The 20,355-nt window shown below is 55.9% G+C and carries 23 protein-coding genes; 16 read left to right on the top strand and 7 right to left on the bottom strand.

The window, feature by feature from the left end:
* The first annotated feature begins 286 nt into the window (after positions 1-286).
* Complete coding sequence (locus tag ACTG4M_RS00640) at positions 287-2,164, top strand: glycosyltransferase 61 family protein (protein WP_439121694.1); 1,878 nt, start codon at positions 287-289, stop codon at positions 2,162-2,164.
* A 111-nt stretch (positions 2,165-2,275) separates the two neighbouring features.
* Here the strand turns inward: ACTG4M_RS00640 and mdh are convergent, their stop codons facing one another.
* Entirely contained in the window at positions 2,276-3,238 is a 963-nt protein-coding gene (gene mdh, locus ACTG4M_RS00635; protein WP_439121693.1) for a malate dehydrogenase, read from the bottom strand.
* 147 nt (positions 3,239-3,385) lie between these two features.
* Here mdh and ACTG4M_RS00630 point away from each other — a divergent pair, with 147 nt between their 5' ends.
* The gene (locus ACTG4M_RS00630; RefSeq protein ID WP_439121692.1) at positions 3,386-4,141 is read left to right on the top strand and encodes a sulfite exporter TauE/SafE family protein; all 756 of its coding nucleotides are present in this window, start codon (positions 3,386-3,388) and stop codon (positions 4,139-4,141) included.
* On the opposite strand, the gene ACTG4M_RS00625 is transcribed toward ACTG4M_RS00630, so the two are convergent.
* Positions 4,138-4,452, bottom strand: a complete 315-nt coding sequence (locus ACTG4M_RS00625; protein ID WP_439121691.1) for a hypothetical protein — start codon at positions 4,450-4,452, stop codon at positions 4,138-4,140. The two genes, ACTG4M_RS00630 and ACTG4M_RS00625, sit on opposite strands and share 4 nt — an antisense overlap.
* 192 nt (positions 4,453-4,644) lie before the next feature.
* Here ACTG4M_RS00625 and ACTG4M_RS00620 point away from each other — a divergent pair, with 192 nt between their 5' ends.
* The 14 genes from ACTG4M_RS00620 (at position 4,645) to ACTG4M_RS00555 (ending at position 15,658) form a co-directional block, all read left to right on the top strand.
* The gene (locus tag ACTG4M_RS00620) at positions 4,645-5,502 is read left to right on the top strand and encodes an HpcH/HpaI aldolase/citrate lyase family protein (RefSeq protein ID WP_439121690.1); all 858 of its coding nucleotides are present in this window, start codon (positions 4,645-4,647) and stop codon (positions 5,500-5,502) included.
* Between the two features lie 6 nt (positions 5,503-5,508).
* Entirely contained in the window at positions 5,509-6,057 is a 549-nt protein-coding gene (locus ACTG4M_RS00615; protein WP_439121752.1) for an NnrU family protein, read from the top strand.
* Between the two features lie 3 nt (positions 6,058-6,060).
* Complete coding sequence (locus tag ACTG4M_RS00610) at positions 6,061-6,264, top strand: DUF1737 domain-containing protein (RefSeq protein WP_439121689.1); 204 nt, start codon at positions 6,061-6,063, stop codon at positions 6,262-6,264.
* 40 nt (positions 6,265-6,304) lie between these two features.
* Positions 6,305-7,336: a MaoC family dehydratase gene (locus ACTG4M_RS00605; RefSeq protein WP_439121688.1), complete on the top strand. Its 1,032-nt coding sequence runs from the start codon at positions 6,305-6,307 to the stop codon at positions 7,334-7,336.
* Positions 7,337-7,414: 78 nt separating this feature from the next.
* The gene (locus ACTG4M_RS00600; RefSeq protein ID WP_439121687.1) at positions 7,415-7,825 is read left to right on the top strand and encodes a hypothetical protein; all 411 of its coding nucleotides are present in this window, start codon (positions 7,415-7,417) and stop codon (positions 7,823-7,825) included.
* Positions 7,807-8,532 carry a DUF4344 domain-containing metallopeptidase gene (locus tag ACTG4M_RS00595; RefSeq protein WP_439121686.1) on the top strand — a complete coding sequence of 242 codons (726 nt, stop codon included), beginning with the start codon at positions 7,807-7,809 and terminating at the stop codon, positions 8,530-8,532. The genes ACTG4M_RS00600 and ACTG4M_RS00595 overlap by 19 nt, the downstream gene beginning before the upstream one ends.
* Before the next feature lie 233 nt (positions 8,533-8,765).
* A complete protein-coding gene (gene sdhC / locus ACTG4M_RS00590) occupies positions 8,766-9,152 on the top strand; it encodes a succinate dehydrogenase, cytochrome b556 subunit (protein ID WP_439121685.1) in 387 nt (128 codons plus the stop codon).
* Between the two features lie 10 nt (positions 9,153-9,162).
* Positions 9,163-9,534 carry a succinate dehydrogenase, hydrophobic membrane anchor protein gene (sdhD, locus tag ACTG4M_RS00585; RefSeq protein WP_439121684.1) on the top strand — a complete coding sequence of 124 codons (372 nt, stop codon included), beginning with the start codon at positions 9,163-9,165 and terminating at the stop codon, positions 9,532-9,534.
* Positions 9,535-9,555: 21 nt separating this feature from the next.
* A complete protein-coding gene (gene sdhA / locus ACTG4M_RS00580) occupies positions 9,556-11,361 on the top strand; it encodes a succinate dehydrogenase flavoprotein subunit (protein WP_439121683.1) in 1,806 nt (601 codons plus the stop codon).
* Entirely contained in the window at positions 11,361-11,669 is a 309-nt protein-coding gene (locus ACTG4M_RS00575) for a hypothetical protein (protein WP_439121682.1), read from the top strand. Before sdhA ends, ACTG4M_RS00575 begins: the two co-directional genes overlap by 1 nt.
* Before the next feature lie 10 nt (positions 11,670-11,679).
* Positions 11,680-12,459, top strand: a complete 780-nt coding sequence (locus tag ACTG4M_RS00570; RefSeq protein ID WP_439121681.1) for a succinate dehydrogenase iron-sulfur subunit — start codon at positions 11,680-11,682, stop codon at positions 12,457-12,459.
* A 170-nt stretch (positions 12,460-12,629) separates the two neighbouring features.
* Positions 12,630-13,040 (top strand): BLUF domain-containing protein, encoded by a 411-nt coding sequence (locus ACTG4M_RS00565; protein ID WP_439121680.1) that lies wholly within the window; start codon positions 12,630-12,632, stop codon positions 13,038-13,040.
* Between the two features lie 466 nt (positions 13,041-13,506).
* Positions 13,507-14,676 carry a type III PLP-dependent enzyme gene (locus ACTG4M_RS00560; RefSeq protein ID WP_439121679.1) on the top strand — a complete coding sequence of 390 codons (1,170 nt, stop codon included), beginning with the start codon at positions 13,507-13,509 and terminating at the stop codon, positions 14,674-14,676.
* A gap of 136 nt (positions 14,677-14,812) precedes the next feature.
* Entirely contained in the window at positions 14,813-15,658 is an 846-nt protein-coding gene (locus ACTG4M_RS00555) for an urea carboxylase-associated family protein (RefSeq protein ID WP_439121678.1), read from the top strand.
* Here ACTG4M_RS00555 and ACTG4M_RS00550 read toward each other — a convergent pair.
* The 5 genes from ACTG4M_RS00550 to ACTG4M_RS00530 form a co-directional block, all read right to left on the bottom strand.
* Positions 15,655-16,266 (bottom strand): hypothetical protein, encoded by a 612-nt coding sequence (locus ACTG4M_RS00550; RefSeq protein WP_439121677.1) that lies wholly within the window; start codon positions 16,264-16,266, stop codon positions 15,655-15,657. The two genes, ACTG4M_RS00555 and ACTG4M_RS00550, sit on opposite strands and share 4 nt — an antisense overlap.
* 92 nt (positions 16,267-16,358) lie before the next feature.
* Positions 16,359-17,063, bottom strand: a complete 705-nt coding sequence (gene deoD / locus ACTG4M_RS00545) for a purine-nucleoside phosphorylase (RefSeq protein WP_439121676.1) — start codon at positions 17,061-17,063, stop codon at positions 16,359-16,361.
* A 1-nt stretch (position 17,064) separates the two neighbouring features.
* Positions 17,065-17,379, bottom strand: a complete 315-nt coding sequence (locus tag ACTG4M_RS00540; RefSeq protein ID WP_439121675.1) for an H-NS histone family protein — start codon at positions 17,377-17,379, stop codon at positions 17,065-17,067.
* Between the two features lie 171 nt (positions 17,380-17,550).
* Positions 17,551-18,030 (bottom strand): hypothetical protein, encoded by a 480-nt coding sequence (locus ACTG4M_RS00535; RefSeq protein WP_439121674.1) that lies wholly within the window; start codon positions 18,028-18,030, stop codon positions 17,551-17,553.
* A gap of 80 nt (positions 18,031-18,110) precedes the next feature.
* Entirely contained in the window at positions 18,111-20,087 is a 1,977-nt protein-coding gene (locus ACTG4M_RS00530) for a methylmalonyl-CoA mutase family protein (RefSeq protein ID WP_439121673.1), read from the bottom strand.
* Between the last annotated feature and the right edge of the window lie 268 nt (positions 20,088-20,355).

Genomic DNA, 20,355 nt, shown 5'->3' with positions numbered 1-20,355 from the left:
GATTTTCGCCGATATAAGAGGGAGGTTGCGGAAGACTTAACGGTTTTTTTGCCGCACCAGCCTTCTGAAGCAAAAAAAGCGACATTTGTGATCACAGCTAAAAATCGTGTGATCACAAATGAGATCGGCATGCAGTTGCACCATGCCTTGCAGGGCGGACACACCCGATTCTTTTGATGTGGCGCTGAGTTGACGGAGAATCTTTATGCGACATACCGTGGCACTGATGTTGCATGCGCCAGACGCGAAATAAGCAGCACACCTAGGATGATGCAGTAAGATGAACATGAGTACGCACGCTTTCGAGACGTGCCCGGATACCGGATCGCCTCTTGGACTATCCGAATTGCCCTTTGATTTGATCGAGCGGCACTCGGCTGCGTTTGTCGTGCCGTTCCGTCGTGGTGTGCGTACTGGGTCGCGTTTTCATGCAGGTGCGTTCGATGCGGCAGGAAAGCCGTTGCCCAATACCGAAATGCGCACAATCCATCGTGCGTCGCTTGTCACCAAAGAGGTGCGGGACGCCGCGCTTGAGGATGCAGAACATCTGCCGGGGGCATGGTTGTTCTGTGGGATTCTCTCGGCGCAGTTTGGCCACGTCATCACGCGTAGTCTTGGGATGCTTTGGGCCACCGAAAAATTGCCGAAAGATGTTAAGCTTTTGTTCGTGTCGATGATGTACGACGAAGCAGAACATGGATTTTTGCGCACGCTGCTTGATACGCTTGGGATCGAGAATGACTATACGATCTTGCGACATCCGTCGCATATCGAAACGTTGTACACAGCGCCGGACCTGTTCAGCGAAGTGATCTGGTGCAATGCACCGCGAGTTTATGCCGACTGGATCAAAGGGCGTGTGCCCAAGTTGAAGAAGTCCAGGTTTGGCCGGAAAATTTATATCACGCGTGACCGACTTTCAGGAACATTCGGTCGCCATCTGTGTGAAGATATTCTTGAAGACAACCTGTCCAAAGCCGGGTTCGATATCGTGTCACCAGAGCGGCTGACCTTGATGGAACAGCTTTCGTTATATCGGGATGCTGATGTCGTGATTGCGGCTGATGGGTCGGCGTTTCATGTTTTGCCTTTCTCAATCAAAGACAGCGCGCAGGTCTATGCCTTGCAGCGCCGCACCGTCTTTCCGCCGTTGATTGCCAATCAGTTGCGCAGTTTTACGAGTGCTTCCGTTGTTCCCATCGACGTGATCGATGATGTGATCTGGCCTCAAGAGCGTGCCGATAATGCCGCGCTGGTTGCCCTTGATTTCAATAAATTGCACGAGGTTTTCCTGAAACATGGTATCCTCACTAAAAATGACGCTTGGCGTTGCCCCAGTGACCAAGATTTCAAGGCCTCTCAGGCGTTGGGTCGACCAAAGAACATGGGGTTCATGACAGACGCTGAGCGGCCGCAGTTTCTGAGACAATTGCGGTTAAAAAAACAGGAGAAAAAGGGCATGAAAGACGTTGCAGAGGATCTGCCGATCCCAGCGATCAGTGGGCTGAGATATTTCAGGATGCTTAGTCGGTTGCACGAAAAGCTTCAGCCGAACTGGTATCTTGAAGTGGGTACGTTCACCGGCAAGAGTCTGGCTTTGGCAAAGTGCAACACGATCGCAGTGGACCCGAAGTTCCAGATCAAGTTCCCGGTGGTGAACCCTGCCGGAAAGCAGATGTTCTTTTTCCAGCAAACCAGCGACGCGTTCTTTGCGGATGGGTTCATCAAGCAAAACAAGATCAAGATTGATTTCGCATTCTTGGACGGGATGCACCTGTTTGAATATCTGCTTCGCGATTTCATCCAGACCGAAAAGCACATGTCAAAGGATGGCGTCATTGCTCTGCATGATTGTTGCCCGACAACAGAATATATGGCGACACGAGAATTTCACGACGGTCAGTGGACTGGCGACGTCTGGAAGACGCTCTTGATCCTGCAGCGTTACCGTCCCGATTTGCAGATTGACGTGACCTCGGCGCCGCCGACTGGTTTGGTGTTGATCCGCAACTTGAACCCGCGCAGTACGATGCTTTCGAAAAAATACGATGCCTTGGTCGATGAGTTTATGGACGAAAAGCTGTCGGATTTTGACAGTGGGATCGGCGGCTATTTCGAAAACTTTGAACTGCAGGATCCAATTGAATTTCTCGATACGCTTTGATTAGCGGGCCGTATGGGGGCCGCATTGGCCTTCATCTACCCAATCAGAGTTGCGCAAACAAAAACGCCCCGAGGAAACTCGGGGCGTGTTGTGATTCTGGAGCGGGGTCGCTCATGCGAGGCTCTCGTCGATGCCTTTGCAGGCCTCAACCAAGCCTTTCACGGCGTTGACCGAGTTGTCGAACATGACCTGCTCATCTTTTGCCAGCTGAATATCGACGACCTTTTCGATGCCGCCTGCACCGATGATGGTAGGTACGCCGACGTAGAAGCCATCAAGGCCGAACTCACCGTCGCAATAGGCCGCGCAGGGCAGTAGGCGCTTTTGGTCTTTCAGATATGCTTCGGCCATTTCGATGGCGGATGTGGCGGGCGCGTAAAAGGCAGAGCCGGTTTTCAGCAGACCAACGATTTCGGCGCCGCCGTCACGGGTGCGCTGTACGATGGCGTCCAGCTTGTCTTGTGTGGTCCAGCCCATTTTGACCAGATCGGGCAGAGGGATCCCGGCCACTGTGGAATAGCGAGTGAGCGGCACCATCGTGTCGCCATGACCGCCGAGAACAAACGCGGTGACGTCCTTCATCGACACATCGAATTCGAGCGACAGAAAGTGACGGAAGCGGGCGCTGTCGAGAACGCCAGCCATGCCGCAGACCTTTTTCGCGGGCAGGCCGGAGAATTGCTGCAACGCCCAGACCATTGCATCGAGCGGATTGGTGATGCAGATCACGAATGCGTCGGGGGCGTTGGCTGCGATGCCTTCGCCAACGGATTTCATGACCTTGAGGTTGATGCCCAAAAGGTCATCGCGGCTCATGCCGGGCTTGCGCGGCACACCAGCGGTGACGATGCAGACGTCTGCGCCCGCGATATCGGCATAATCCTGAGTGCCCTTGAGCTTCGCATCGAAGCCTTCGGAAGGGCCGGATTCGGCGATGTCGAGAGCTTTGCCCTCGGGGGTGCCTTCGGCAATGTCGAAAAGAACGACGTCGCCCAGTTCTTTAAGTGCCACGAGGTGGGCAAGGGTGCCACCGATCTGTCCCGCGCCGATAAGGGCAATCTTGGGTCTGGCCATGGATTTTGTCTCCGGTCCGTTTTGAATTTGCGCTGTGCTAGTCCGACTTGTGCTATTTCGCAAGTGCGGCGAGGACGCATGTGGCGGCTGGTAGAACGGGCCGGGGCAGGGTATGCCAATGATATCCCCTAGGAAAGTGGGTTTGGAATGGACGTTCTGAGCTGGACAGTTTTTGCAATTGGTGTGCCTGCAGTGGTGTTTGCAGGGGTCTCCAAGGGCGGGTTCGGGTCAGGCGCGGCCTTTGCGAGCGCGTCGATTCTGGCGCTGGTGGTTGAACCTGCGATTGCGCTGGGGATCATGCTGCCGTTGCTTATGCTGATCGATATGGTCAGCCTTCCGGCCTATTGGAAAAAGTGGAGTTGGCCCGAAACGCGGCTTTTGCTTTGGGGTGGTGTGCCCGGCACATTTCTGGGTGCGCTGTTTTTTGGCTGGGCCGATGATGACGCGATCCGGTTTCTGATCGGCGGGATCTCGGTCGCGTTTGTGATCTGGCAATTGGTGCAGGCCGCAGGATGGGTGCGGATCGGGGAACGACCGATGTCGCCCACTGCTGGAGTCTCTGCTGGTGTGGCGTTGGGGTTCACCAGCTTTGTCAGCCATGCGGGTGGCCCGGTCGCGGCGGTCTACTTGCTGGGGCGAAAGTTGAGCAAGACCGCTTTTCAAGCGACGACCGTCATCGTATTTTGGTTGATGAATGTGCTGAAGGCGGGAATCTACGCCGCGATGGGCTTTTTCACGCTTGAAACGCTCACGCTTAATCTTGCGCTGGCGCCGTTCGCAATTTTGGGAACGTATTTGGGCGTTCGGGCGCATCATATTGTGCCCGAACGGGTGTTTTTTGGCCTGACCTATGTGCTCTTGAGCATCACCGGAGCCAAATTGATCTGGGACGCGCTGACTTAAGCGTCCTCGGTTGGTGTGGGGAGGGTTTCGGCTAACACCTCGAAGGCCTGACCGCTGGCGACGAGGCATGTGACACCGGCGGCATTGGTCACTGTGATGGTCCACGTGCCTGTATCAGTGGACGCAAACACTTCGACCATCGTGTCGTTTTGCCCAAGACCTATGGTCTGGCGCGTTTCGCCAAAGGCGCTGGCCAGACGTTCGATCACCAGATCGCGGGTCGCGCAGTTCTGCTGTGCTTGTGTGAATGTCGAGGACGCCATCAATGCGCCAATGGCCAGTGCCGTCATCTTCCAGAAATTCTGTTTCATTGCCTTCCCCATTTTCGGCTTTGTGATGAGCAAAGCGTCCGGCGCGGGGCCATAGATTTGGTTAATGCAGCGTGCGGAGTGCGGGTGCAGCACTTTTTTCTGCGGTGCGGCAGATCGGCTCTTGCAGTTTTTGCAAAAGAATGTAGCTCTCTGGCGCAACATTATTACTCAAGACTCGCTCAGGAGACCGTCATGGAGATGCGCAACCGCCCTTATCGCTCGGTTCTATATATTCCGGGATCAAAAGACCGGGCATTGGAAAAAGCGCGTGGATTGCCAGTTGATGCAATCATCTTTGATCTGGAAGACGCGGTTTCGGTTGACGAAAAGCCCGCAGCGCGTGCGACGTTAAATGAGGCGCTGGGCACTGGGGGCTATGGTGCCCGGGTGCGGATTGTGCGGATCAATGGTCTGGATACCGAATGGGGCCGCGCGGATGCCGAGGCGGTCGCGCAGATGGATTGCGACGCGGTTTTGCTGCCCAAGGTCGACTCTGCGGCTCAGCTTGATGGCTTGGCCGAAATTACGGGCGATTTGCCGATCTGGGCAATGATGGAGACGCCGCGCGGGATGCTGAACGCCGCCGAGATTGCGGCGCATCCGAAGATGGCGGGGATGGTCATGGGGACCAACGACCTTGCCAAGGAATTGCAAACCCGTTTCCGCGCGGATCGTTTGCCGTTGCTGTCGTCGCTGTCGATCTGCCTGCTGGCGGCCAAGGCCGAGGGGCTGGTGATCGTCGATGGCGTTTATAACGCGTTCAAAGATGATGACGGGCTGAAAGCCGAATGTACTCAAGGGCGGGATATGGGCTTTGACGGCAAGACTTTGATCCATCCGGCGCAAGTGGATATTGCCAATACGGCATTTGCGCCCGCGCCGGAAGAGATCGACCTTGCGCGCCGCCAGATTGCTGCATTTGAAGAGGCAGAGGCTGGGGGTCAGGGCGTTGCTGTGGTCGATGGCAAGATTGTCGAGAACCTTCACGTTGCCACGGCGCGTGAAATACTGGCAAAAGCAGAGGCAATCGAAACCATTCAAGCGGGGTAAGCCATGATGGGTCTTCTAGTTCTCGGACTTCTGATTTGGGTTGGAGCCCACATCTTTAAGCGCGTCGCGCCAGAACAGCGTGAGGCAATGGGTGACAAGGGCAAAGGCGTCGTGGCCGTTTTGCTGCTGGTTAGCCTTGGCCTTATGATCTGGGGCTATCGCGGGGCCGAGTTTATCAATGTCTGGTATCCGCCCAGTTTCATGGTGCATATCAATAACCTGCTGATGGTGCTTGCGCTTTTCGTCTTTGGCATGAGCGCCACCACGGGCCGTCTACGTGGCAAGATGCGGCATCCTCAGCTGACAGCGGTCAAGATCTGGGCGGTCGCGCATCTGCTGGTAAATGGCGATCTGGCGTCGATCATCCTGTTTGGTGGGATGCTGGCCTGGGCCGTGCTCGAGGTTATTCTAATCAACAAGGCGGTTCCGGTTTGGGATCGTCCACAACCGGGTGAGGCGAAGAAGGATGTCGTTCTCGTGGTGATCACGGTGGTGATGTACCTCGCGATTACCGCAATTCACGCTGGCCTCGGTGTTTGGCCGTTCCCGGGGTAAGTCATGAAAATCTATCGACTTTTGACAGAAGACGACACATCGGCCTTTTGCCACAAGGTCTCGTTGGCGCTGAGCAAAGGGTGGGAGCTTTACGGCGACCCCACATATGCGTTTGACCATGCAAACGGCGTGATGCGCTGTGGGCAGGCCGTGACCAAAGAGATCGACACACCTTACAGTCCGGAGATGAAACTTGGCGACCAGTGACACACTCGACCGACCCGTGACCGGAACAAAGGGCGGATCCATGACAAAGACGAATGCAGGACGTTTCTTCGAAGATTATTCGGTTGGGCAGGTGATCCGCCACGAGGTGCCGCGCACCGTCTCGGGCGGAGAGCGAGCGCTGTATCACGCGCTGTATCCGGCACGGCATGCGCTTTATTCGTCGGACCTTTTTGCGCAGAACTGTGGTTTGCCGTCGTCCCCGATTGACGATCTTGCCGCGTTCCACGTGGTGTTCGGCAAGACGGTACCCGATGTGTCGCTGAATGCGGTGGCGAACCTTGGATATGCAGAGGGCCGCTGGCTGACCCCGGTCTATGCGGGTGACACGCTGCGGTCGGAATCCGAAGTGATCGGGCTCAAGCAGAACTCTAACGGCAAAACAGGTGTCGTCTGGGTTCGAACCCGTGGTTTGAACCAGCATGACGAGCTGGTCATGGAGTATGTGCGCTGGGTGATGGTGCGTAAGCGCGATGCGGATGCGGCGGCGCCAGACACCGTGGTACCAGACCTGAAGTCGGTTTTGGCGGTTGAGGATCTGACCATCCCGCGTGGTTTGAACTTTACGAATTACGATTTCGAACTGGCGGGCGAGCCGCATCGCTGGGGCGACTATGCCGTCGGTGAAAAGATTGACCATGTGGACGGTGTGACCATCGAAGAAGCCGAACACATGATGGCAACGCGGCTGTGGCAGAATACTGCGAAAGTACATTTCGATGCCACGTTTCGGCCTGATGGACAGCGCCTGATCTATGGTGGGCACGTGATCAGCATGGCGCGCGCGTTGTCGTTCAACGGTTTGGCGAATGCACAGATGATCGTTGGTCTGAATGGCGGGGCGCATGCGAACCCGTGTTTCAGCGGCACAACAGTACGCGCATGGTCAGAGGTATTGGGTAAGGCCGAGACCGATGCACCCGGTGTAGGCGCGGTGCGGTTGCGGCTGGTGGCGACGTCGGCTGGAGGGTCGACGGAGCTTAAAGGCGAAGACGGGAAATACCTGAGCCATGTCTTGCTGGACCTGGATTATTGGGCATTGATGCCTTTGTGAGCCGGAATTCCCCTGAGTTTTGATTTGGATTGCATGTGTTTGGCTGTAGTCTGATCCTTAACTTGGGGGACAGACGCGGTGATCATCAGCCTTGGCCTTTATTCGATTGCAGTGGCGGGATTGTTCCTTGTCGCGTCCAAATATGGCCTGTCTGCCGCACCTTTGGCCTATCATACAGCCATTATTGAACGCGATGGGACCGTGTCGAACGGAACGCGGCGCGTGATCGAAGCGCTATACCGGGTTTGGGCGGGCAGCCTCGCCGGGTTTGCGATCTGTCTTCTTGGTTTGATCTGGGGTGCAGCGGCGAGTGGGGCCGCATGGCCGCACGGCGTCATATTGGTGGCGACATGTGTGGTGGCGATACCAAGCATCATTGTGCCGCGTCGGGTTGAGCAGGAAACCAAGATCAAAACGCCTTGGCGCCTTGTACTGGTGCTCTTGAGTGCCGTCATTCTTGGGTTTTTGGCATGGATTATCGGGTTCTGAGCGCTGCCGTCGCGATTGCGGCGGGTCCAGTATTGGCAGACGACGCCGAGGACGCGTTTGTCGAGGCGAATATCCTTGGTATTTTTTACCATGAACTGGGTCATGCTCTGATCGACGTGATGCAGATGCCAGTGTTCGGGCAGGAAGAGGACGCGGCGGATGTCGCATCTATCTTGTTGATAGATCATCTGTTCGAGCCGGAATCGGCGCTGGATATGGCGTATGATGTGGCCAACGGGTTCTGGGCTGAGGCGGTGGCAAATGCGGATGACCCGGTGCCCTATTGGGACGTGCACGGGCCGGATGAGCAGCGGTTTTATAATACGGTTTGCATATTCTACGGTGGCGATCCCGACACGCGGGATGACTTTGCCGAGGATATGGAATTGCCCGAGGAGCGTGCTGATTATTGCGTCGAGGAATACGCGCTTGCAGCGGACAGCTGGGGCGCAGTGTTCGATGAATTGGTCGAAGGCATGGAGCCCATGCAATTCTCGGCGCAAGTCGAAGGTTCGTTTACGGCTCAGATCATCGGGGCTGAAGTTGAAGCGTTGAATGCAGATTTTGGGTTTCCCAGTGTGGTCGCGGTGATCACCGGGGAGTGTGGCGAAGCGAACGCGTTTTATGATCCGTCTGATCAATCGGTCACGATGTGTGAAGAGTTCGAAAACCATCTTCGCCAGCTTTATCGCGCGTTGGATGGGTAGTCTTGGTGGCGGCCGTGGCGTGACCCTTGCGCAAAAGAGTTGAGAAATCACTTTGGAATCACGGATCTTAGGGTGGGTTCCAATATGTGATCACAGTTTTTATACGTGTGATCACATATAGTGATAATTCTTGCTGGTTGCGCCAAAAAACCGCGCCTTTAAGCCTTTGGTCGGCGTGACACAGCTTTGAAAAGCAATAAAACGGTGGTCAGGAACCGGAAAGGACTCAGACCATGGCTGACGTCAATCGGGGCAATCGCCCGCTGTCACCACACCTGCAAGTTTATCGCCCCCAGCTTACATCGATCACGTCGATCTTGACGCGCATTACAGGCAATGCCCTGATTGTTGCGTCGCTGATGATTGTTTGGTGGCTGCTCGCCGCATCGTCCGGGCCGGACTATTTCGCCTTTGCCAACGGGTTTGTCACAAGCTGGTTCGGTGATCTGGTTATGTTCATGTCGCTTTGGGCACTGTGGTATCACACGCTGGCGGGTATCCGGCACCTGATCTGGGACAATGCCAAGATGCTTGAGATCGACAGGGCCGAGATGTTGGGCTGGGCGGTTGTGATCGGTTCTGGTGTCCTGACTGTCTTCTCTGTCATTGTACTTTGGTGAGGCGCGCAACATGGCTTTTTTGACTGACCGTAAACGCGCCATGGGCATGGGCGCAGCAAAATCCGGGACCGAGCATTTCTGGTCGATGAAAAAATCGTCGGTCGCGCTTTTGATCCTGATCCCGTTCTTCGTGTTCACCTTCGGAGGCATCCTTGGATCGTCGTTCGAAGAGGTGCAGGCGTACTACGCCCGCCCCTTCCCGGCGATCATCGCTGCGTTGACCCTGATCGTGGGGTTCAAACACTTCAATGACGGTTTCCAGACGCTGATCGAAGACTACGTGCACGGCGTATGGGAGAAGATCCTGATCCTTGGAATGACCTGCATCAGCTACGGCGCGGCCGCCGTTGGCGTTTTTGCAATCGCCAAAATGGCCCTTTGAGATATCGGAGCTAAACAGACTATGGCTGCTTACGAATACGAGACGCATGAATATGACGTCGTGGTCGTCGGTGCGGGCGGCGCAGGCTTGCGCGCCACACTCGGCATGGCCGAACAGGGCTTGCGCACCGCGTGCGTGACCAAGGTGTTCCCGACACGGTCGCATACGGTTGCGGCGCAGGGCGGTATCGCTGCATCGCTGTCCAACATGGGCCCGGACCACTGGCAGTGGCACATGTATGACACGGTAAAGGGTTCGGACTGGTTGGGTGATACCGACGCGATGGAATACCTTGCCCGTGAGGCGCCCAAAGCGGTGTACGAACTTGAGCACTACGGCGTGCCGTTCTCGCGCACCGAGGAAGGCAAGATTTACCAGCGTCCGTTCGGTGGCCATACAACCGAATTTGGCGAGGGCCCGCCTGTGCAGCGCACCTGTGCCGCAGCCGACCGGACCGGTCACGCGATCCTACACACGCTTTATGGTCAGTCGCTCAAAAACAACGCGGAATTCTACATCGAATACTTCGCGGTCGATCTGATCATGTCTGACGACGGCGCCTGTACTGGCGTTGTTTGCTGGAAGCTAGACGATGGCACGATGCACGTGTTCAACGCGAAGATGGTTGTGCTGGCGACCGGAGGCTATGGCCGTGCGTATTTCAGCGCGACATCTGCGCATACCTGCACCGGCGACGGTGGTGGCATGGTTGCCCGTGCTGGCCTGCCGCTTCAGGATATGGAATTCGTGCAATTCCACCCGACCGGCATTTACGGATCGGGGTGTCTGATCACCGAAGGCGCGCGTGGGGAAGGTGGATATCTGACCAACTCCGAAGGCGAGCGGTTCATGGAGCGCTATGCGCCGAATTACAAAGACCTTGCACCGCGCGATTACGTATCGCGGTCGATGACCATGGAAATTCGCGAAGGTCGTGGTGTCGGTGAAGAGGGTGATCACATCCACCTAAACTTGTCGCACTTGCCGAAAGAGGCTTTGGCCGAACGCCTGCCGGGTATATCGGAAAGTGCCAAGATCTTTGCCGGTGTTGACGTGACCAAGGAACCGATCCCGGTTCTGCCGACCGTACACTATAACATGGGTGGTATCCCGACCAACTATTGGGGTGAGGTGCTGAACCCGACCGCAAAAGATCCGAATGCGGTTGTACCCGGCCTGATGGCTGTGGGCGAGGCGGGCTGCGCGTCGGTGCATGGTGCGAACCGTCTTGGATCGAATTCGCTGATTGACCTTGTCGTGTTTGGTCGTGCCGCTGCGATCCGTGCCGGCAAGGTTGTTGATCCGGACAGTGCAGTGCCGGCCACGAATGCGGTGTCTGTGGACAAGGCGTTTGACCGTTTTGACGGACTGCGCAATGCGACGGGAACTGTCCCGACCGCTGAATTGCGGCTTGAGATGCAGAAGACGATGCAGGCTGATGCTGCCGTATTCCGCACGTCGAAGACCATGAAGGAAGGTTTCGACAAGATGGTCGCGATTGCGGGTAAGATGGATGATATTCAAGTCACCGACCGCAGCCTTGTCTGGAACTCGGACCTGATGGAAACGCTTGAGCTGACCAACCTGATGCCCAACGCGCTGGCGACGATTGCCGGGGCCGAAGCACGCAAGGAAAGCCGTGGTGCTCATGCGCACGAGGATTTCACCACCCGCGATGACGAAAACTGGCGTGTGCACACCATCGCACGGATCGACGGGAACAAGACCGATCTGACCTACCGTCCGGTGGTAAAAGACCCGCTGTCGACCGAAGCGGATGGTGGGATTTCGCTTGAGAAGATCAAGCCGAAAGAGAGAACGTTCTGATGCGGTTTGTCGTCGTCGCGTGTCTGGTGCTTGCTGGTTGTTCCGTACAGCAGCAAGACCAGATTGCGCGCGACGCTGCGCGGTCAGCGATCACACCGGTTTTGGTTGACCGGTTCCCCGGCGTGCCGCTGGAACCTGCTTTGAACTGCGTGATCGACAATGCCAGCGCGGTCCAAATCCGGGCGCTGGCACTGGATAGCGTGACTGGCCCAACAGAAAGCACGGTGCAGATCGTGACAGATATCGTCTCGCAACCCGAGACACTGACTTGCCTGGCGGCCGAGGGCCTGCCAGCTTTGCTTCGCTAAGGAGAGAGACATGGTTCAACTGACGCTCCCCAAGAATTCGACAATCCGCACGGGCAAAGCATGGCCCAAGCCGGAGGGTGCCAAGAATGTGCGTAAGTTCAGCATCTATCGTTGGAATCCGGACGATGGGAAGAATCCGCAAGTGGACACGTATTACGTGGACATGGACAAATGCGGGCCGATGGTTTTGGACGCGCTGATCAAGATCAAAAACGAGATTGACCCAACGCTGACCTTCCGCCGGTCCTGTCGCGAGGGAATCTGTGGATCGTGTGCGATGAATATCGACGGGATCAACACGTTGGCCTGTATCTATGGTCTGGACGAAATCAATGGCGAGGTGAAGATTTACCCGCTGCCTCACATGCCGGTCGTTAAGGATCTGATCCCTGATCTCACCCATTTCTATGCGCAGCACGCGTCGATCATGCCGTGGCTTGAGACCAAGACGAACCGTCCTGCGAAAGAGTGGAAGCAGTCCATTGAAGACCGCAAGAAGCTGGATGGCCTTTATGAATGCGTGATGTGTGCGTCCTGCTCGACGGCATGCCCGTCGTATTGGTGGAACGGTGATCGGTATCTTGGACCTGCTGCGCTTTTGCATGCGTATCGTTGGATCATCGACAGCCGGGATGAGGCAACAGGCGAGCGTTTGGACGAGTTGGAAGATCCGTTCAAGCTTTATCGCTGCCACACGATCATGAACTGTGCCAAGACATGCCCCAAGGGCTTGAACCCGGCCAAGGCGATTGCCGAAATCAAGAAGATGATGGTTGAGCGTCACGTTTGATCCTCGCGGCGCGTCCTGCCTTCAGGGCTTGGGTGCGCCGTGATGCGTTATGCAAAATGAAAACCGCGCTACATCATTTCGACAGGGACGTGGCGCGGGATTTGGTCTAGGCTACTTCTATACCTTCAGAGCATCAGGTGAAGTTTGGTGTTCGCGATGGGCTCATAGGAGTGGCTAGTATTTCCCAACTTATCCAGATCATCTATTCTTCGCGGCCTTTCGGGTATGACGACGCCATTTTGAACGGCGTTTTGCTCGATGCGCGGCGCTGCAATGCGCGAGACAACGTAACTGGAGCACTGGTTTGTCGACAGGATGTGTACCTGCAATTGCTTGAAGGGCCTGAGGCCGTTGTTCAGGCCACTTGCGATCGCATCAAGCGGGATGACAGGCATGTCGAAATGATTGTTCGCGTGACTGAAAACGTGACGGAGCGCCTGTTTGGAGACTGGGCGATGTTTCACGACCCGGCGCAAAGCTGGATATGGTCGGCGCAGGACATCTCGGATGGGGCGCTGGATCAAGCAAGCAGTGAAGCGTTCAAAACCGTTTTTGAGACCATCGCGGCGAAAGCGCGGTAATCCGCACTCGGCGCAGGGTTGCGTTCTGGGTCGGTGGATCGATAGACATCCGACATGCCCATCCTTCTGATCCTTTTGCTGCTTGGTGTGCTGGCGTATCTGTATTGGCGCCGCAAAACGACGAGTTTGACGCGGGAATGTCGATGGCGACGCACTGCACCCGGCGCGTGGCGTTGTGCCTTTTGTGGAGCCGAGATCGCGTCAGAGGACAGCCCGATTGTCTGTTTGCGGTGGGAAAACCGGCCGTCCTGAAAAAAATGATCTCAGTCTAAATTTTCTATTGCGTCGAATCCTGTTCGACTCCATATGCGCAAATATAGACGCCAACGCACGCGCCTCTGGCGAGGTGGGCAAGCTCAGCGCAAGCGATGCACCCACGCGGTTACGTAGCGACGGTAACGTCTCTGAAAGAAATGAGCGGTCTGTGCCGGAAAACCGGAATGGCCGAGTCTGTTGGAGATGACCAATGAACGCATACGTAACCGGGCTTTCCGCCCGCGAAGGCGCATCTGTATCTCGCGCCGAAGCCTTTATCTTAAGCAATCGTTTTGAGCGCCCGACGCTTGTGATCGATACCGAAGCCGTGGCGCGTCAATACGCGGCGTTGGCACAGGGTCTTGGCCGCGCGCGGATTCATTATGCCATCAAGGCAAACCCGGCACCGGAAATCCTGCAAACACTGGTCGCTTTGGGTAGTAACTTCGACGCGGCCTCCCGGGTTGAGATCGAAATGTGTCTTGCCGCTGGTGCGGACGTGTCGCGCATTTCTTTTGGCAATACCATAAAGCGGTCCTCTGACATTGCATGGGCGCACGGCATGGGCATCAGCCATTTTGCTGCTGATTCCGAGGAAGAGCTGCACAAGTTGGCGACCCATGCGCCGGGTGCCGAGGTTTACATCCGTTTGATCGTTGGCTCTTTGCACGCCGATTGGCCGCTGTCTCGGAAGTTCGGGTGTGCATTGGACAAGACACCGTCTTTGTTTGCTTTGGCGATCGAGTTGGGGCTGAAGCCGGTGGGGCTGTCGTTCCACGTAGGCTCGCAAACGCGTCATGCTGAAATGTGGGGTGAGACGCTCGATCAGGTGGCCGATGTTTGGCATGGTTTGAAAGCGGACGGCTTTGACCTGACGCTGCTCAACATCGGTGGTGGCTTTCCAGCCTTCCATGGTGAGGAGTTGGACGCGCCGCAGAATTATGCATCTGACGTGATGCGCCAGATCCATGAAAGGTTCGGTGACGTTCCTGCGATCATGGCAGAGCCGGGCCGCGGTTTGGTTGCTGAAGCAGGTGCTATTGCCGCGGAAGTGCTGCTGGTGTCGCGCAAGTCGGATAGCGAGCTGCACCGCTGGGTATATCTGGATATCGGCAAATTCTCGGGTCTTGCCGAAACAATGGACGAAGCGATCCGCTATCAGTTTATTACCGACCGAGACCATGAACCGACCGGTGCGTGCATCCTGGCTGGCCCGTCCTGTGACAGTGCCGACGTGCTTTACGAAAAGCAGCCGGTGCAATTGCCGCTGGGCCTGCAATCGGGTGATCGTATCGTGATCCGCAACTGCGGGGCCTATACCTCGACCTATGCGTCGGTTGGCTTTAACGGTTTTCCGCCGCTGGATGTGATCGCGATCTGATTGCGTCATTCCGAGCGCGCACTGGGGCGTGCGCGCCGGATTATTTTTGCCCATTTGTGCAAAAGATAAGGTGTCATGGGCTTGCGCCGGTGGTCGCTCTGCGGTCCTTTGATCCGAAGATAAAAGGATCTTGCCAATGGTACATGTCCCCGAGGATGCCGAAGCCCGCCGCGCGATTGCGCCCGTGATTTGCTATCCGAACGATACGCTGCCAGTGCCGGACCTTGGGCTTTATGCGCAGGCGTTGGCCGGGGCAGAGGAGGTGGATGTGGCGATTGCTGCACCGCGCGAGGCTTGTACGTTCCGGGTTCCTGCTGGGTCTTTCTTTCGGATCATGAGTGTTGGCGGCCCACAGGTGGGAGATTTGAACTTGTGGAACGCGAATGATCTTTCGGAGCGGTTTTATTCGGGCAAGACCCGCGCGTTGCACGGAACGCATGTGACAACGGGCGAACGGCTGTGGTCGTCGTTTCCGACGCTCCGTCCAATGGCAACGATCGTGGAGGATACGCTAGAGTGGTACGGGATCGATGCCTATGGTGGGTCTGTGCATGACGTTATCGGTACGCGGTGTGATCCTTATACCGGCAACTTGTTGTCGGGCGTTCAGTACCACTATTGCTGCCATTCCAACTTAACCCGGGCTTTGGCGGATGCGACCGGCTTATCCTTGGCAGAGGCAGAACCACATGTTCATGATGTGCTCAACGTATTCATGTGCACCGGTTTTACACGTGATACCGGGCAGTATTTCATGAAGGCCAGTCCTGTAAGGCCGGGGGATCATCTAACCTTCTTTGCCGAGATGGACCTATTGGGCGCCCTTTCGGCTTGTCCTGGTGGGGATTGTTCTGCCGAGCATACCAGTGATGCGGCTGAGTGTTACCCGTTGCGGGTGGAGGTTTTGAAACCCGCCGATGGTGCTTTGTCTGGTTGGGAGCCGCCACTGGTCAATCGGTATGACCGCAGCCACGGGCGTTAGTCTGATGGAGACCGCTTGTCATAGGGATGCGTTGCGAGGATTGTCCAGAACATCAGGTAGTGCAGTGCAATCGGGCCAAGTGTGATTGCGACGATCCAATCGAACGGTGTCCCGTACCTTGAGGTTATTTCATTCAGGAGGATCAGTGCGACGAGCCGCACGATATGCCAATTCGCTGCGTTATGTTGGCCATCGTCCCAGTCACAGGCGAACCAGCCGACTTTGTCTCCGTCGCCCAACAGGTAGAAAACCAATACGAACATCGCGATATAAATCGTGATTGCGAGGCTAAGCGCGAATTGCGCCACCGCCAGAGTAGGCAGGGCCATTATCCCGGCATAGGCGGCAAGGCAGATCAGCAGCAATTTTCCGCCGGGATTGCGTATGCCTATGCGGTCGAACGTCTGAAGCGAGTCCGGCAGTTTGACGGCAACCACCGCGACATGACCAAAGAGCGCGCACATAACGGGCAAGACCAATCCGACCTGAGCCAGTGTTTCATGATGATGTGCGGTCAGGGTGAAAAGCGACAGGGTCACAACGCTGAACAAGAACAGCATGCGAGGAAGCGGCACGCGGCTTGTCAGCAGAACATAAATGTCGATCATCCAGTTTGGCATATCGACGATGTTGCAGAAGAATGTGGCGGGAATAGGTAGCAACCGGGAGAAAACTAGTTTCCCCGGTCATTAAATCGTATTCAGCTGAAGGCGGCTGTCAGCGCGATATCGACCATGTCGCCAAAGCTTCGTTCGCGATCCTCGGGTGGCAATGCCTCACCGGTTTGTAGGTGATCCGAGACTGTCAGAACGGCCAGCGCCCTGACCGAATGACGCGCGGCCAGATTGTAAAGTTCGGCCGCTTCCATTTCGACACCAAGGATGCCGTGACGGGTCATTTGTTCATTCAGATCGGGGCGTTCGTCGTAAAACACATCGGACGAATAAATACCGCCAACATGGGTATTGGTGCCCTTTTCCGCAGCGGCATCAGCGGCAGCGCGCAATAGGCCGTAATCGGCGCAAGGGGCGAAATTCAGTTCTTTGAAAATGCCCCGGGACGGCGTCGAAATTGTGCTTGCCGTCATGGCGAGGATGACGTCGCGAATACCGACATGCGGCTGCATTCCACCGCAAGAGCCAATCCGGATCAAGGTTTTTGCACCGTAATCACGGATCAGTTCATTTGCGTAGATTGACAGCGAAGGCATTCCCATGCCGGAGCCTTGAATGGTCACACGGTGTCCATTCCACGTGCCGGTAAAGCCAAGCATCCCACGCACTTCGTTTACAAGCTGTGCGTCTTTCAGAAACGTTTCTGCCGCCCATTTCGCGCGGTACGGATCGCCCGGCAAAAGGACGGTTTCTGCGATCTCGCCTTCTTTGGCGCCGATATGGATTGTCATATCAGATTTTCAGGTCATCAATGGATTTGCCGGATGCCAAGGCATCGTTGACCCAATTGGGTTTGCGGCCCTTGCCGGTCCAGGTTTGCGACGCGTCTGCCGGGTTGGCATATTTCGGCGCGCTTTTTGAGCCCTTCTTTTGAGTGCGACCACCCAAAAGCTCATCCAGCGAAAAACCGTATTCCTTAGCAGCTGATTCTGCGGCCTTTTTGGCTTCTGACAGGCGGCGCGTTTCGATTGTCTTAAGCGCCTTTTCCGCGTCCTTGATCAGCTTTTTCAGCTCATCTTTGGACATATTATTGAGATCGATGCTCATATTTCCCTCCGAGAGGATTTGTTATTCACGGTGGGATTGGAATACTCCTCCTGTGCAACAAGTCAATTCAAGAACGGCCTTGCTATCTTTTGGCAAGGCTTGGTTACAATAGAGAGTTGTTTACATGGGCGGGTGCCGCAAGGATGAGTTGTTAGTGACCGTTTTCTGGAGTCATTGCCCGGCCATCGCTTGCATTACGGCTGCCATGAAGCCCGAATTCTCCATCCGATCCATCATCAACTCGTTCATCCCGCAATCAGAATTGACCTGCATTGAATATTCTTCAGAAACGCCCTCGGGCAAAAAGTCTTGATCGGCTTCAAGTGACTCAAGGTCAATCCCAGCCATCTTGGGAATAAAGGCTTCCATTTCGTCGAGCATTTTATCGACGGCGGACGTGCTTGACGCTTCGACATATTTCTCGAGCAGACACGACCCTGCCTCCCGGTAATCTGCGTCCCAATCACTGTCGGGCACCGCCTCGAGCAGGGGCGCAGGATCACCGCCTTCTTTTTCGACCATACGGACCATCGCCCCGAACATCGCTTCGCTCATCTGTTCGGCAACGTTTTCGAGGCGTTCCAATTGGGTATCGGCCATTGCCGCAACCGGGAGGAATACAAAAAGGGCAGCTGCAAATAGGTTTTTCATCTTATCTCTTTCGAAAGCAAAACACTGGAACGGGGTTAAGCGTACCTGCTCCATTCAACTTGTAAAAGTCGATGGTGCGATTATTCGGCTGCAACAGCTTTTGGGTCTGCAAGTGTGACAATGTCCATCATGATCGCGTTCAGTTCGAAGTCTTTAGGGGTATAGACCTTGGCCACACCCATCGCGCTGAGGCGTTTCGCGTCGTCGTCTGGGATGATGCCGCCGACGATTACTGGGATATGACCGAGGCCTGCATCGCGCATCTTGGTCATCATGTCTTCGACCAGCGGGATGTGACTGCCTGACAGGATCGACAGGCCAACAACATGGACTTCGTTTTCCTGCGCTGCGGTGACGATTTGATCTGGGGTCAGGCGGATGCCTTCGTAATCAATCTCCATCCCGCAGTCGCGGGCGCGGAAGGCGATTTGTTCGGCACCGTTCGAATGTCCATCAAGACCAGGTTTGCCAACCAGGAATTTGAGGCGTCGACCGAGTTTGTCGCTGACGGCGTTGACGGCATCGCGGATATCATCAAGACCTTCAGTTTTGTTGCTGACGGATTTCGACACGCCGGTTGGGCCGCGATATTCACCGTAAACGTTGCGCATTTCGCCCGCCCATTCGCCGGTTGTGACGCCCGCCTTGGCGCAGGCAATGGAGGCGGGCATGACGTTTGCGCCTTCCTTGGCTGCGGCGCGCAAGTCTGCGAGGGCTTTGGTCACTGCAGTCGCATCGCGTTCAGTGCGCCAGTTATTCAGTCGGTCGATCTGTTCCTGTTCGACCGCCGGATCGACGACCATGATCCCACCATCCTCGGTCTGGAGCGGTGAAGGTTCGCCTTCGACCCATTTGTTCACACCGACGACGATGGTTTCTTCGCGCTCGATTTTGTTAAGGCGGTCGGCGTTCGAATCAACCAGACGTCCCTTCATGTATTCAATCGCTCCGATTGCCCCGCCCATGCTATCGAGGTTGGCAAGCTCGGCGCGCGCACCCTCTTTCAGCGCTTCGACCTTGCGGTCCACGGCGGGGTTGCCGTCGAACAGATCGTCAAATTCCAAAAGATCGGTCTCATAGGCGAGGATCTGTTGCATCCGCATCGACCATTGTTGATCCCATGGGCGCGGAAGACCTAGCGCCTCGTTCCATGCGGGCAGTTGCACGGCGCGGGCACGAGCGTTTTTCGAAAGGGTGACAGCCAGCATTTCGATCAGGATGCGGTAAACGTTGTTTTCTGGTTGCTGTTCGGTCAGGCCAAGGCTGTTCACCTGCACACCGTAACGGAAGCGGCGGAATTTGGGGTTCTCTACTACGTACCGGGATTCAAGGATTTCGTCCCAGAGATCGACAAAGGCGCGCATCTTGCACATTTCGGTGACAAAACGGATGCCGGCGTTGACGAAGAAGGAAATTCGACCGCAAAGCGCTGGGAAATCTTCGGCAGGAACGCGGGGCTTCAATTCGTCCAACACGGCAATGGCTGTGGCCAGGGCAAAAGATAGCTCCTGTTCCGGCGTCGCACCTGCTTCTTGCAGGTGGTAGGAACATACGTTCATCGGGTTCCATTTGGGAATGTTCGTGTAGCAATACTCAGCCACGTCCCCGATCATCTTGAGGGATGGTTTCGGCGGGCAGATATAGGTGCCGCGCGACAGGTATTCCTTGATCAGATCGTTCTGCACGGTGCCTTGCAGTTTGCTGACATCCGCGCCCTGTTCTTCGGCCACGGCGACATAAAGCGCGAGCAGCCACGGAGCAGTCGCGTTGATCGTCATGGAGGTGTTCATCTGTTCAAGCGGGATCTGGTCGAATAGCGTGCGCATATCGCCCAAGTGGCTGACGGGAACGCCAACTTTACCAACCTCGCCGCGTGCGAGAACGTGATCACTGTCATAACCGGTTTGCGTCGGCAGGTCGAAGGCGACCGAAAGGCCAGTTTGGCCCTTCGATAGGTTCGAACGATAAAGCGCATTCGAGGCTTCGGCGGTCGAGTGGCCAGCGTAGGTGCGGATCAACCAAGGGCGGTCTCGGGTCGGTGTCTGTGAGTCTGTCATATCGGCTCCGTCAACGGCGAGATTCGCCCGGTAATCTTGTTGCGTTTTGCGATGCATACGTGAAACTTTGTGTCGCTGTCAATTCGCCGCGCTGCGGCGTTACGCTTTTTTTTGCGTAACAGCATACTCCATGCCCGCTACCTTGGAAAAGCCAAAGAGGTGTCGCAGGATACGCGCATGGACGCTAATTGAGCCGAAGCAAACAAGAGCCTGTCGTTTGGGTGGTCGTCATAAGGTGTTTACCCGGTTCAGCTTCGTTGCGAGAGTG

Source organism: Marivita sp., assembly GCF_965656765.1.
Lineage (GTDB): Bacteria > Pseudomonadota > Alphaproteobacteria > Rhodobacterales > Rhodobacteraceae > Marivita.
The sequence above is the reverse complement of the archived record's forward strand: the minus strand, read 5'-3'. Positions and strand labels throughout refer to the sequence as shown.